Here is a 12,651-nt window from a genome sequence, read left to right as displayed (position 1 = left end):
AAATGCCCAGCTACAACCCGCCCCTGCGCGACATGCAATTCCTCATGCACGAGGTGTTCAAGGTCACGGATGACTACCGGCAGATGACGGCGCATGCCGAGGTCGATGCCGACACCATCAACGCCGTGCTGGAAGAGGCGGGCAAGTTCGCGGCCAATGTGACGTTTCCGCTGAACATCAGCGGCGATGCCGAGGGCTGCGTGCTGAACAAGGAAACCCACGAGGTCACCACGCCCAAGGGCTTCAAGGAGGCCTACCAGAAGTACGTGGAAGGCGGCTGGCCTTCGCTGTCCTGCGACACGGCCTATGGCGGCCAGGGCCTGCCCTTTGCGGTGAACTCGGCGCTGTACGAGATGCTCAACAGCGCCAACCAGGCCTGGACCATGTACCCGGGCCTGTCGCACGGCGCCTATGAAGCCCTGCATGTGCACGGCACGGAAGAGCAAAAGAAGCTGTACCTGCCCAAGCTGACCAGCGGCGAGTGGACCGGCACCATGTGCCTGACCGAGCCCCATTGCGGCACCGACCTGGGCCTGCTGCGCACCAAGGCCGAGCCCGTGGCCGGCGCGCCCGAGGGCACCTACAAGATCACCGGCAACAAGATCTTCATCAGCGCGGGCGAGCACGATTTCACTGACAACATCGTCCACCTGGTGCTGGCCCGCCTGCCCGATGCGCCGGTCGGCTCCAAGGGCATCAGCCTGTTCGTGGTGCCCAAGTTCGTGGTCAAGGCCGATGGCTCGCTGGGCGAGCGCAACCCCATCTTCTGCGGTGCGCTGGAGCACAAGATGGGCATCCACGGCAATGCCACGGCACAGATCAATATCGACGGCGCCATCGGCACCCTGGTGGGCCAGCCGAACAAAGGCCTGCAGGCCATGTTCGTGATGATGAATGCCGCCCGCCTGGGCGTGGGCAACCAGTCGCTGGGCCTGACCGAGGTGGCCTACCAGAACGCCCTGTCCTATGCCAAGGACCGTCTGCAGATGCGCAGCCTGTCGGGCACCAAGGCCAAGGACAAGCCGGCCGACCCCATCATCGTCCACCCCGACGTGCGCCGCATGCTGCTGACGGCCAAGGCCTATGCCGAAGGAGGCCGTGCACTGGTCACCTACTGCGCCTTCCTGATCGACAAGGAGTTCAACCACCCCGACGAGAAGGTGCGCAAGGACAGCGCCGAGCTGGTGGCGCTGCTGACGCCCATCGTCAAGGCCTTCATCACCGACAACGGCTGGACGGCCACCACCATGAGCCAGCAGGTCTATGGCGGCCATGGCTTCATCACCGAATGGGGCATGGAGCAGTTCGTGCGCGATGCGCGCATCAACATGATCTATGAAGGCACGAACGGCATCCAGGCGCTGGACCTGCTGGGCCGCAAGGTGCTGGGCAACCAGGGCGCCTCGCTCAAGAAGTTCGGCAAGCTGGTGGCGCAACTGGTGGAGGAAGAGGGCGTCAACGAGAAGATGGCCGAGTTCATCAATCCCATCGCCTACCTGGGCGACCAGATGACCAAGTTCACCACCGAGATCGGCTTCAAGGGCATGCAAAACCCCGACGAGGTGGGCGCCGCCTCTGTGGACTACCTGCGTGTGGCGGGCCACCTGGTGTTCGGCTACTTCTTCGCCCGCATGGCCCAGGTGGCGCTGCGTGAAATCGCCAAGGGCAACACCGACCCGTTCTACCAGGCCAAGCTGCAGACCGCGCGTTTCTACTTCGCCAAGCTGTTCCCCGAGACCGCGACGCTGATGCGCACGGCCCGCGCAGGCAGCAAGTCCCTGATGGACACGGACGCGGCGCTGGCCTGAACGGCTTCACTCCAACATGGGAGCACGGGCTGTGCGCATCAGCGTGGTCTGTGCGCCTTTCTAGGCGAAAGGGGTTTGAAATGAAGGCATATCAAGCACTGGCAGCAATGGTGCTGGGCCTCACGGCCGTCGCGGCGCAGGCGCAGATGACGCCCGTGGGCCTGTGGAAGAGCGTGGACGACAAGAGCGGCGAAGCCAAGTCCGAGATCCGCGTGGCCGAGAACGATGGCGTGGTCACGGGCCGCATCGAGCAGATCCTGCGCAAGGGCGCCGATCCGGCCGCCACCTGCACCGAGTGTTCTGACGACCGCAAGGGCCAGCCGCTCAAGGGGCTGGAGATCATCCGCGGCGCCAAGAAGGCCGAGGGCAAGGACGTCTGGGAAGGCGGCAAGATCCTCGACCCCGAAAACGGCAAGACCTACACCCTGCGCCTGACGCCCATCGAGGGCGGCGCCAAGCTCGAGGTGCGCGGCTCCATCGGCCCCTTTGGCCGCACCCAGACCTGGGTGCGCGTGCAGTAAACCATTCCGGAAGGCGGCCGCAGCGGCCTCCTTCCTCCCACTTGTGGAACATCCATGTCCCGATTCAATGTGAAGAAAGTCGCCGTGCTCGGCGCTGGCGTGATGGGAGCGCAGATCGCCGCCCATCTGGTCAATGTCAAGGTGCCCGTGGTGCTGTTCGACCTGCCTGCCAAGGAAGGCCCGAAAAGCGGCATCGCCGAGCGCGCCATCGCCAACCTCAAGAAGCTCAAGCCTTCGCCCATCGGCGTGGCCGAGGACGCGGACCTGATCCAGCCCGCCAACTACGAGGAGCACCTCAAGCTGCTCAAGGGCTGCGACCTGATCATCGAGGCCATTGCCGAGCGCATGGACTGGAAGCTCGATCTGTACACCAAGATCGCGCCCCATGTGGCCAAGCACGCCATCGTGGCGTCCAACACCTCGGGCCTGTCCATCACCAAGCTGTCCGAGGCGCTGCCCGACGCGATCAAGCCGCGCTTTTGCGGCATCCACTTCTTCAACCCGCCGCGCTACATGCCGCTGGTGGAGCTGATCGCCACGCCGACCACGCAGCCCGTGGTGCTGGACCAGCTCGAAGCCTTCGTCACCAGCGGCCTGGGCAAGGGCGTGGTGCGCGCCAAGGACACGCCCAACTTCATCGCCAACCGCATCGGCATCGCCGGCATGCTGGCCACGATGAAGGAGGTCGAGAACTTCGGACTGACCTTCGACGTGGTCGATGACCTCACCGGCAAGAAGCTGGGCCGCGCATCCAGCGGCACCTTCCGCACGGCCGACGTGGTGGGCCTGGACACCATGGCCCATGTGATCAAGACGCTGCAGGACAACCTCAGCGCCGAGACCGATCCCTTCTACGCCAGCTTCGGCACGCCGCCCGTGCTGGCCAAGCTGATCGAGCTGGGCAACCTCGGCCAGAAGGCGAAGAAGGGCTTCTACAGGAAGGTCGGCCGCGACATCCTGCAGTTCGAGCTGGACAGCGAGGACTACGTGCCCGCAGGCGGCAAGGCCGACGAGGTCTATGGCCGCATGCTCAAGAAGCCCGCTGCCGAGCGCCTGAAGCTGCTGCGCAATGCCGAGGGGGCGCAGGGCCGCTTCCTGTGGGCCATCCTGCGCAACAGCTTCCACTACGCGGCCATCCACCTGGAGAGCATTGCCGAGTCCGCCCGCGACGTGGACCAGGCCATGCGCTGGGGCTTCGGCATGAAGCAGGGCCCGTTCGAGCTGTGGCAGGAAGCCGGCTGGCTGGAAGTGGCGAAGATGGTCCAGGAGGACATCGATGCCGGTAAGGCATTGAGCAAGGCGCCCCTGCCCAAGTGGGTCTTCGAAGGCCCGGTGGCCGAGGCCGGCGGCGTGCACACGGCGCAGGGCTCGTGGAGCCCTGCCAAGGGCCAGTTCGTGCCCCGCCGCGTGCTGCCCGTCTACGAGCGCCAGATCTTCCCTGAGAGGCTGCTGGGCGAAGACAGCCTGCCCGACTGGAAGACGGCCGGCACCACGATCGCCGAATCCAAGGCGCTGCGCAGCTGGACGCTGGACGGCCAGATCCTGATCGCCAGCATCAAGAACAAGATGCACGCCATCAGCCCCGAAGTCATGGAAGCGCTGATGGAGGCCGTGGACGTGGCCGAGACCGACTTCCAGGGCATGGTCATCTGGTCGGGCGATGCGCCGTTCAGCGTGGGCGCCGACCTGGAAGCCACCATGCCGGCCTTCGTGATCGGCGGCGCCGACGCCATCGAAAGCGTGGAGCAGGAGCTGCAAAACCTGATGCTGCGCATCCGCTACGCCCAGGTGCCCGTGGTTGCGGCCATCCATGGCATGGCGCTGGGCGGCGGCTGCGAGCTGGCCGTCTACAGCGCGCGCCGCGTGGCGCACATGGAAAGCTACATCGGCCTGGTGGAAGTCGGCGTGGGCCTGGTGCCCGGCGCGGGCGGCCTGACCTACATCGCGCGCCGCGCGGCAGAGAACGCCGCCACCAGCACGGGCAAGGACCTGCTGCCCTTTCTGACCGAAGGCTTCACGGCCGCGGCCATGGCCAAGGTGGGCACCAGCGCCATCGAGTCGCGCAAGCTGGGCTACCTGCTGGACAGCGACCTCATCGTGCCGCACAAGGACGAGCTGCTCTTCGTCGCCATCAACGAGGCCAAGTCCATGGCCGCAGGCGGCTGGCGGGCGCCGCTGCCGCGCAGCTTCCCCGTGGCGGGACGCAGCGGCGTGGCCACCATCAAGGGCTCGCTGGTCAACATGCGTGACGGCGGCTTCATCAGCGAGTTCGACCAGCATGTGGCCAGCCTGATCGCCAACGTGGTCTGCGGCGGCGACGTGGATGCGGGCACCCTGGTGGACGAGGCCTATCTGATGAAGCTCGAACGCAAGGCGTTCTGCCACCTGATCGGCCATCCGAAGACCCATGAACGCATTCTCGGAATGCTGAACACCGGCAAGCCCGTCCGGAATTGATATGTCCCCCCCTGAGTCGCTTCGCGCCTTCCCCCAGGGGGACGACAGCCTCGCGGCGGGGCGGCCCTTGCTTGCTGTCCCTGACTTGGGACATGCCTGCGTTGCGGGCCGCGAATAACTGAGATCTAGGAGCAATCTCCATGAAACAAATCCAAGACGCCTACATCGTCGCCGCCACGCGCACGCCCATCGGCAAGTCGCACAAGGGCTTTTTCCGCAACTACCGTCCCGACGACCTGCTGGCGACCACGCTGAAGGCCGCGCTGGCCCAGGTGCCGGGGCTGGACCCGGCTGCCATCGAGGACATCATCTGCGGCTGCGCCATCCCCGAGGCCCAGCAGGGCCTGAACGTGGCGCGCATCAGCGCCGTGCTGGCGGGCCTGCCCACCAGCGTGGGTGGCATTACCGTGAACCGCTTCTGCGCCTCGGGCCTGTCGGCCGTGGCCATGGCGGCGGACCGCATCCGCGTGGGCGAGGCCGACGTGATGATCGCGGCCGGCGTCGAGAGCATGAGCATGGTGCCCATGATGGGCAACGCGCCCTCGCTGTCGCCGTCCATCTTCGAGCGTGATGGCGACGTGGGCATTGCCTACGGCATGGGCCTGACGGCCGAGAAGGTGGCCCAGCAGTGGAAGGTCTCGCGCGATGCGCAGGACGCCTTTGCGCTGGAGTCGCACCGCCGTGCCCTGGCCGCGCAGCAGGCCGGCGAGTTCAAGGACGAGATCACGCCCATCGAGGTCACTGACCGGAGCCTGGACCTGGCCAAGGGCGAGCCCGTGGTGCGCACGCGCACCGTGGAGCTGGACGAGGGCGCACGCCCCGACACCAGCCTGGAAGGCCTGGGCAAGCTGCGCACCGTGTTCGCGGCGCGCGGCTCGGTGACGGCCGGCAACAGCTCGCAGACCAGCGATGGCGCAGGCGCGCTGATCCTGGCCAGCGGCGCCGCCGTGCAGCGCTTCGGCCTCACGCCGCTGGCGCGCTTCGTGAGCTATGCCAGCAAGGGCGTGCCGCCGGCCATCATGGGCATCGGCCCCATCGAAGCCATCCCGGCCGCGCTGCGCTATGCGGGCCTCAAGCAGGACGACATCGACTGGTTCGAGCTCAACGAAGCCTTTGCCGCCCAGTCGCTGGCCGTGGTCAACACGCTGGGCCTGGACCCCGCCAAGGTCAATCCCATGGGCGGCGCGATTGCCCTGGGCCACCCGCTGGGTGCCACAGGCGCCATCCGCTCGGCCACCGTGGTGCATGCGCTGCGCCGCAAGCAATTGCGCTACGGCATGGTGACGATGTGCGTCGGAATGGGCCAGGGCGCCGCCGGCATCTTCGAGCGGGTCTGACCGTTGCTCAAGGCCCCGTTCGCGGGGCTTTGTCTTTTTCGCTCATCCCATTTTTTCCCATCCATGCGAGCCGGCACAGAAACGGCACCGACCAGGAGACAGCCATGGAACAACACCAACTCAGCAGCGACGGCGCCACGCTGGCGCTGCGCGTCTACACGCCCGCTGGCCCGCCGCGCGCCAGCGTGGTCATCGGCGGGGCCATGGGGGTGCGCCAGGCCTTCTACGAGGCCTTTGCCACCTGGCTTGCGGGCCAGGGCTATCGGGTGACCAGCTTTGACTACCGGGGCCATGGCGATTCCCTGCAAGGCTCTTTGCGCCAGGTGCGTGCCGACCTGTGCGACTGGGCGCGCGACTACGAGGCAGTCATCGCCCATGCCAAGGCGCAGTTGCCGGACCAGCCGCTGTTCCTGATCGGCCACAGCCTGGGCGCCCAGCTGCCGGGCCTGCTGCGCTCCCCGCAGCTGGTGGACGGCCTTTTGAGCATTGCGGCCGGCAGCGGCTACTGGCGCGACAATGCGCCCCGCCTCAAGCGCATGGTTCCCTATTTCTGGCATGTGCTGGTGCCCGTGGCCACGCGCCTGTGCGGCTACTTTCCGGGCCGGCGCCTGCGCAAGGTGGGCGACCTGCCGGCCGGCGTCATGCTGCAGTGGCGCCGCTGGTGCCTGAATCCGCGCTACAGCGTGGGTGCCGAGGGCGAGGCCGCCGCGCGCAGCTACGCCGCCGTGCGCTTTCCGGTGATGGCGCTGTCCATGAGCGACGACGAACTCATGACCTGGCGCGGCACCGAGCACCTGTTCGCGCTCTACGCCAATGCCCCCAGCCGCATCGAGCGCATCGAACCCAAGGCCCTGCAGTTGCGGCGCATAGGGCATTTCGGCTTCTTCCGCGCCGATATGCGCGACGCGCTCTGGGGCCGGGCCGTGGACGTGTTCTCGGGCTGGACCAAGGCGCCGGCCGCCGCGGCCCACCCGCGCTTTCCCTCACCCGCAGAGTCGCCGGCTTGACGGACGCGGGCGCCGCTTGCCATCACACTCGTTTGCCATGAGCACAGACATCCATCCTCTCGACCAGGCCGTGGCGCTCACGCCCACCGGCGCCGTTGGCCACTACCAGGGCCAGACCACGCAGGACTACTGGAACATGGTGGGCCCGTACGGCGGCATCACCGCCGCCGCACTGGTGCAGGCCATCCAGCAGCATCCGCTGTGCCTGGGCGATCCGCTGTCCATCACCGTCAACTACGCGGCCGCGCTGGGCGCGGGGCGCTTCGATATCGAGGCCCGCCCCGTGCGCACCAACCGCTCCACCCAGCACTGGCTGCTGACCATCACCCAGCCCGACCAGGACGGCGATGCCCAGGTCGTGACCACGGCCACGGCCGTCACGGCCGTGCGGCGCAGCACCTGGGGCGGTACCGACCTGGCCATGCCCGAGGTGCCGTCGCCCGCCGCCGTGCCGCGCGTGCCGCCGCTGGGCGGCGTGGAATGGCTCAACCGCTACGACATGCGCTTTCTCGACGGCATCATTCCCCAGACCTGGGATGGCCGCGAGACCGACAGCCTCACGCGCCTGTGGGTGCGCGACGAGCCGCCGCGCGCACTGGATTTTTGCGCGCTGGCCGGCCTGGCTGACGTATTCTTCCCGCGCGTGTGGCTGCGCCGCGCACAGCGCACCCCGGCGGGCACGGTGTCCATCACCGTCTACTTCCATGCGGGGCGCGAGGAACTGGCCGCCGCAGGCACGGGCCACCTGCTGGCCCAGGCGCGCGGCCAGGAATTTCGCAACGGCTTCTTCGACCAGAGCGCCCAGCTGTGGAGCGAGGCCGGCGTGATGCTGGCGAGCAGCCACCAGATCGTGTATTTCAAGGAATAAGCAAGGCAAGACCATCATGAGCGAAACCACCCAGGACATCCTCGTGCACACCGAAGCCGGTGTCTGCACCATCACCTTCAACCGCGCAGACAAGAAGAACTCCATCACCGAGGCCATGTACGCCAGCATGGCCGATGCGCTGGCCCAGGCCGGCGAAGACGCCGCCGTGCGCTGCGTGGTCTTCCAGGGCGACATGGCCATCTTCAGCGCGGGCAACGACATTGCCGACTTCCTCAAGCAGTCGGCCGGCGGCGCCGCCAGGCCGGAGGGCGAGCAGCGCCCCGTCTGGCGCTTCCTGCACAACATTGCCGCCTTTCCCAAGCCCGTGATCGCCGCCGTCTGCGGCCCGGCCGTGGGCATCGGCACCACCTTGCTGCTGCACTGCGACCTGGTCTATGCGGGCGACAACGCGGCCTTCTCGCTGCCCTTCGTGAACCTGGGCCTGTGCCCCGAAGCGGCCTCCAGCCTGCTGCTGCCCCAGATGCTCGGCTACCACCGCGCGGCCGAGGCCCTGCTGCTGGGCGAGCCCTTCCTGGCCGAGGCCGCCCTGGAAGTGGGCCTGGTCAACCGCGTCGTGCCGCCCAGCGAATGCAATGCGCTGGCCCAGGCCCAGGCCAGGAAGCTGGCGGCCAAGCCGCTGTCGGCCCTGATCGAGACCAAGCGCCTCATGAAGGCCGGCCAGTCCGGCCTGGTGCGCGAGCGCATGGCCGAGGAGGGCGCGAGCTTCGGCAAGCTGATGGGCGGGCCTGCTGCCAAGGAGGCGTTCACCGCGTTCATGGAGAAGCGCAAGCCGGACTTCAGCCAGTGCTGAAATCCACGAAGGCCTCTGAGGTGCCCGTGCAGTTCGAGCCCGAGTTCATCGCCGGGCTGCGCGAGGTGTTCGAGCGCCAGATCGCCTTCAACCAGGTGCTGGGCCTGCGCATCACCGAAGTGCTGCCCGAGCGGGTTGAAGGCCGCATCACCATGCGGCCCGAGCTCATAGGCCACGCGGCCTACCAGCGCATCCACGGCGGCGTGATCAGCGCCGGCCTGGACTCCATGGGCGGCCTGGCCGTCATGGCCGCCATCGGTGCCAAGCACATGGACGACGCGCCGCTGCAGCGCCTGCACCGCTTCTCGCGCCTGGGCACCATCGACCTGCGCGTGGACTACCTGCGCCCCGGCATCGGCAGCGAATTCACCCTGCGCGCCGAGGTGCTGCGGCTGGGTTCGCGCGTGGCCAACACGCGCATGGAATTCCTGGGGGCCGATGGCAGCTTGCTGTCCACGGGGACGGCGGCGTACATCGTTTCTTGATGCATGGCCCGCTGACTGCGGGCCTTCTTTTTTGCGTCTCTTCACCCCCAGCGCGCGCGCCACACGGCCCAGGCCGTGCCTGCGCCATAGGCGGCCATGGCCACGGCGACCAGGATGAACAGCGACTGGGCACTGCCCAGGCCGCTGGACATGAGCCAGCCGCCGCCCACCACCACGATCAGCAGGCGCACCGTGCCGGCCAGCACGGGTGCCCAGACGCGGCCTGCGCCCAGGGAGGCGAAGTACAGCACCAGTCCCAGGCCGAACAGCCCGAAGGCCGGGCCCACGGTGCGCAGGTAGAGGTCGGCGTAGGCGCGCACGGCCGGGTCGCCGGTGAAAATGCCCGACCACAGCTGCGGCCAGACCATGACCACCAGCCCCAGCACGCCCAGCAGGGCCGCTGCCATGGCGCCGCCCGACCAGGCCACGCGGCGCGCACGGGCCACCTGGCCGGCGCCCATGGCCATGCCCACCATGGGCACGGCGGCCATGCCGACGCCGAAGGCCATGGGGATCAGCAGGAACTCCAGCCGCTGGCCAATGCCGTAGCCGGCCAGTGCCAGCGGGCCCAGGCGGGCGACCATGCCTGTCAGCAGCAGCGCGGCCAGCGCCGTTTGCACGGGGGACAGGCAGGCGAGGGCCCCCACGCGCAGGATGTCGCGGAACATGGGCCAGGCCAGGCGGGGCCTGCGCCAGTCCAGTTGCAGGCGCTGCTGGCCCCATTGCAGATAGGCCAGGAAGACTGCGACGGCCAGTGCCATGGCCACGATGTTGCCCACGGCCACGCCCGGCATGCCCCAGCGCGGCATGGGTCCCAGGCCCAGCCCCAGCGTGCCGCCGACAGCGATCTGCACCAGCGAGGCCGCAAAGATCACGGCCGACGGCATGCGCATATTGCCCGTGCCCCGCACCACCGAGGCCAGCGTATTGCACAGCCACACCAGGATGGCGCCGCTGAACAGCACGGCGCCGAAGCCCGTGGCCGCTGCCAGCACCTCGCCGCGCCCGCCCAGCCAGCCGTAGAAGGTGGCGCCGCACAGCACGAAGATGAGCGAGTACAGCAGGCCTGCGATGGTGCCGATGACGATGGAGTGCAGGGCCAGTGCCGAGGCACGCGCGCCGTCGCCCGCGCCCAGCGCGCGGCTGATGGCCGAGGACACGCCGCTGCCCATGGCGCCGTTGCTCATCATCTGCGTGAGCATGGCCAGCGGAAACACCAGGGCCATGGCCGCCAGCGACACGGTTCCCAGCTGCCCTACGTAGTAGGTCTCGGCCACGGCGACCAGCACCGACATGCTCAGCGCCACCATGTTGGGCACGGCCAGGCGCATCAGGGTGGAGGCGATGGGGCCACTGACCAACGGATGCGCGGACCCGCTGGCCGCAGCGCCAGGGGCTGCGGAGGACAGGGCGGCGCTCATTCCGCGCTCTCCTGCGTGGCGGTTTCCAGCACGGGCAGCATGCCCAGCACCAGGCTTTCCAGCGCGCCGATCTGCTCGCTGCCGCATAGCTCGCGCACGCGCAGCTGGGCCTGGCGCCACAGGGCGGCAGCCTCGCGGATGCGGGCGCGGCCTTCGGGCGTGACCACCACGCAGCGGCTGCGCGCATCCGCGCCGGGAACCAGGTCGATGAAGCCGGCCTGCTGCAGCGTGCGCAGGTTGCGCGTCATCGTCGTGCGGTCGGTGTGCAACTGCTCGGCCAGGGCCGAGACGGTGGGCGGGCCGTCGGGCGCATTGCGCGCCTGCACCAGCAGGCTGAACTGCGTGCCGCGCAGGCCGCTGGGCGCGAGCGTGTCGTCATAGAGCTGGGAGATCTTGCGCGACAGGCTGCGCACCATGAAGCAGGTGCAGACCGGACTGGCGGCGCTTGAGGTGGAGGAGGTCATGGGGCGTGGGGCAGGTGGCCTGGAATGGAAATGAGTGTAGATGCACCTATTGATTTGCGCATGTCCGCTGCGCGACCTGCGCATGCGCGGTGTGTGATCGAGAAAGGCTTGCAAGCACATGAAACGGGAGAACCATCTGGTTACTTTTCTTGCGAGATGCCGGCATTTGTTGCCAGTTCGTGTGCGTAGCATCGGATTTTTCCGAAGGAGACCCACCCATGGCTGTTCAGAACCCGTTCTTTGGCAAGCGCGACAACGATGCTTTCACCTCCCGCAACACCCTGGGCAGCGGCATAGGCGCCACCGGTACGGGCGGCAGCCCCTCCGGTGCCGTCACGCCCAGCTCCAGCGTGACAAGTCCGTCGACCGCCCAGCGCCAGGCATCGGCCGTGGCGCAGGACTCCCAGGGCAGCAAGCTCACCGTAGGCCCCAATATCAAGCTCAAGGGCGTGGAGATCACCGACTGCGACACGCTGGTCGTCGAAGGCACGGTGGAAGCCACCATGGACTCGCGCGTGATCCAGATCGCCGAGCAGGGTGCCTTCCACGGCACGGCCGAAATCGACATCGCCGAGATCCATGGCGTGTTCGACGGCACGCTGACCGTGCGCGAGAAGCTGGTCATCTACGGCACGGGCAAGGTCAGCGGCAAGATCCGCTACGGCAAGGTGGTGATCGAAGAGGGCGGCGAGCTCACGGGCCAGATCGAGGCCGGCTCCTCGCCGCGCTCGTCCTCGTCGGGTTCGGCTGTGGCATCCAGCGCCTCCAGCCTGTCTTCCTCGTCGGCCGCCTCCAGCGACAGCGCCGCCAGCAGCTCCGCTGCGCTGGCCGCGGCCAGCGCGGCCGCCTCGCTGCAGCCGCGCGTCACGCCGTCGCTGGCATGAGCGATCTCTGCTGCCGGAAATGAAAAAGCGACCTGCGAAGGTCGCTTTTTTCATGGCTGCAGAGGCGGGGCGGGTTCAGCCGGCCTGCTGCTGCTTGCGTTCTGCATTGCGCTCGGCCGCTGCGCGCCAGGAGCGCACCTGATCGTTGTCCGGCAGCGACTGGGGCTTGCCCTGGCCGTCGATGGCCACGTAGGTCAGCAGGGCTTCGGTCACCTTGACGAAGCGGCCCTGGTCGGCAAAGCGCTCGGCATAGACCTCGACATCGACCGTGACCGAGGTGCGGCCCACGCGCTGCACGCTGGAGTAGAACGACAGGATGTCGCCCACGCGCACGGGCTGCTTGAAGATGAACTCGTTCACGGCCACGGTGACCATGCGGCTCTGGCCCAGGCGCGAGGGCAGCACGGAACCTGCCAGGTCGACCTGCGCCATGACCCAGCCGCCGAAGATGTCGCCATTGGCGTTGACATCGGCGGGCATGGGAATGACCTTGAGAACCAGCTCCTTGTCTGCGGGCAAGGGATGGGGCGGGAGGTCTGGGCGGGGTGGCATGGGCACAATCGGGTCAATATAACAACCGAGAATTGT

General features: G+C 67.8%; 12 protein-coding genes. 9 read left to right on the top strand and 3 right to left on the bottom strand.

What is annotated here, in order from left to right:
- The first annotated feature begins 2 nt into the window (after positions 1-2).
- The 8 genes from AAN986_RS24410 to AAN986_RS24375 all read left to right on the top strand — a co-directional run bounded on the left by AAN986_RS24410 (position 3) and on the right by AAN986_RS24375 (position 9,294).
- Positions 3-1,808 carry an acyl-CoA dehydrogenase C-terminal domain-containing protein gene (locus AAN986_RS24410; RefSeq protein WP_047217714.1) on the top strand — a complete coding sequence of 602 codons (1,806 nt, stop codon included), beginning with the start codon at positions 3-5 and terminating at the stop codon, positions 1,806-1,808.
- Between the two features lie 80 nt (positions 1,809-1,888).
- The gene (locus AAN986_RS24405) at positions 1,889-2,329 is read left to right on the top strand and encodes a DUF2147 domain-containing protein (protein WP_016446431.1); all 441 of its coding nucleotides are present in this window, start codon (positions 1,889-1,891) and stop codon (positions 2,327-2,329) included.
- A gap of 54 nt (positions 2,330-2,383) precedes the next feature.
- Positions 2,384-4,786, top strand: a complete 2,403-nt coding sequence (locus AAN986_RS24400) for a 3-hydroxyacyl-CoA dehydrogenase/enoyl-CoA hydratase family protein (protein ID WP_047217713.1) — start codon at positions 2,384-2,386, stop codon at positions 4,784-4,786.
- Positions 4,787-4,926: 140 nt separating this feature from the next.
- Positions 4,927-6,123, top strand: coding sequence for an acetyl-CoA C-acyltransferase (locus AAN986_RS24395; protein WP_017405913.1), 1,197 nt, complete (start codon positions 4,927-4,929; stop codon positions 6,121-6,123).
- A gap of 104 nt (positions 6,124-6,227) precedes the next feature.
- Positions 6,228-7,130, top strand: coding sequence for an alpha/beta fold hydrolase (locus AAN986_RS24390; protein WP_016451807.1), 903 nt, complete (start codon positions 6,228-6,230; stop codon positions 7,128-7,130).
- A 37-nt stretch (positions 7,131-7,167) separates the two neighbouring features.
- Positions 7,168-7,998 carry a thioesterase family protein gene (locus AAN986_RS24385; RefSeq protein WP_034365068.1) on the top strand — a complete coding sequence of 277 codons (831 nt, stop codon included), beginning with the start codon at positions 7,168-7,170 and terminating at the stop codon, positions 7,996-7,998.
- 16 nt (positions 7,999-8,014) lie between these two features.
- On the top strand, positions 8,015-8,809 hold the full coding sequence (locus AAN986_RS24380) for an enoyl-CoA hydratase (protein WP_013804194.1): 795 nt from the start codon (positions 8,015-8,017) through the stop codon (positions 8,807-8,809).
- Positions 8,803-9,294 (top strand): thioesterase family protein, encoded by a 492-nt coding sequence (locus tag AAN986_RS24375; protein WP_047217712.1) that lies wholly within the window; start codon positions 8,803-8,805, stop codon positions 9,292-9,294. The genes AAN986_RS24380 and AAN986_RS24375 overlap by 7 nt, the downstream gene beginning before the upstream one ends.
- Before the next feature lie 41 nt (positions 9,295-9,335).
- Here the strand turns inward: AAN986_RS24375 and AAN986_RS24370 are convergent, their stop codons facing one another.
- Positions 9,336-10,715 (bottom strand): MATE family efflux transporter, encoded by a 1,380-nt coding sequence (locus tag AAN986_RS24370; RefSeq protein ID WP_047217711.1) that lies wholly within the window; start codon positions 10,713-10,715, stop codon positions 9,336-9,338.
- Positions 10,712-11,179, bottom strand: coding sequence for a MarR family transcriptional regulator (locus tag AAN986_RS24365; protein ID WP_043789930.1), 468 nt, complete (start codon positions 11,177-11,179; stop codon positions 10,712-10,714). Before AAN986_RS24365 ends, AAN986_RS24370 begins: the two co-directional genes overlap by 4 nt.
- A 218-nt stretch (positions 11,180-11,397) precedes the next feature.
- On the opposite strand from AAN986_RS24365, the gene AAN986_RS24360 reads away from it, so the two are divergent.
- The gene (locus tag AAN986_RS24360) at positions 11,398-12,063 is read left to right on the top strand and encodes a polymer-forming cytoskeletal protein (RefSeq protein ID WP_016446423.1); all 666 of its coding nucleotides are present in this window, start codon (positions 11,398-11,400) and stop codon (positions 12,061-12,063) included.
- 75 nt (positions 12,064-12,138) lie between these two features.
- On the opposite strand, the gene AAN986_RS24355 is transcribed toward AAN986_RS24360, so the two are convergent.
- Positions 12,139-12,615: an acyl-CoA thioesterase gene (locus tag AAN986_RS24355; protein WP_012203278.1), complete on the bottom strand. Its 477-nt coding sequence runs from the start codon at positions 12,613-12,615 to the stop codon at positions 12,139-12,141.
- Positions 12,616-12,651 lie beyond the last annotated feature (36 nt).

This window comes from Delftia sp. DS1230 (assembly GCF_040112715.1).
Classification (GTDB): domain Bacteria; phylum Pseudomonadota; class Gammaproteobacteria; order Burkholderiales; family Burkholderiaceae_C; genus Comamonas; species Comamonas tsuruhatensis.
The sequence above is the reverse complement of the archived record's forward strand: the minus strand, read 5'-3'. Positions and strand labels throughout refer to the sequence as shown.

Excerpts from the sequence above, each read along its gene's own strand:
- AAN986_RS24405 (WP_016446431.1), top strand. The coding sequence starts at position 1,889 with ATGAAGGCATATCAAGCACTGGCAGCAATGGTGCTGGGCCTCACGGCC.
- AAN986_RS24380 (WP_013804194.1), top strand. The coding sequence starts at position 8,015 with ATGAGCGAAACCACCCAGGACATCCTCGTGCACACCGAAGCCGGTGTC.
- AAN986_RS24400 (WP_047217713.1), top strand. The coding sequence starts at position 2,384 with ATGTCCCGATTCAATGTGAAGAAAGTCGCCGTGCTCGGCGCTGGCGTG.
- AAN986_RS24395 (WP_017405913.1), top strand. The coding sequence starts at position 4,927 with ATGAAACAAATCCAAGACGCCTACATCGTCGCCGCCACGCGCACGCCC.
- AAN986_RS24365 (WP_043789930.1), bottom strand. The coding sequence starts at position 11,179 with ATGACCTCCTCCACCTCAAGCGCCGCCAGTCCGGTCTGCACCTGCTTC.
- AAN986_RS24390 (WP_016451807.1), top strand. The coding sequence starts at position 6,228 with ATGGAACAACACCAACTCAGCAGCGACGGCGCCACGCTGGCGCTGCGC.
- AAN986_RS24385 (WP_034365068.1), top strand. The coding sequence starts at position 7,168 with ATGAGCACAGACATCCATCCTCTCGACCAGGCCGTGGCGCTCACGCCC.
- AAN986_RS24370 (WP_047217711.1), bottom strand. The coding sequence starts at position 10,715 with ATGAGCGCCGCCCTGTCCTCCGCAGCCCCTGGCGCTGCGGCCAGCGGG.
- AAN986_RS24410 (WP_047217714.1), top strand. The coding sequence starts at position 3 with ATGCCCAGCTACAACCCGCCCCTGCGCGACATGCAATTCCTCATGCAC.
- AAN986_RS24355 (WP_012203278.1), bottom strand. The coding sequence starts at position 12,615 with ATGCCACCCCGCCCAGACCTCCCGCCCCATCCCTTGCCCGCAGACAAG.
- AAN986_RS24360 (WP_016446423.1), top strand. The coding sequence starts at position 11,398 with ATGGCTGTTCAGAACCCGTTCTTTGGCAAGCGCGACAACGATGCTTTC.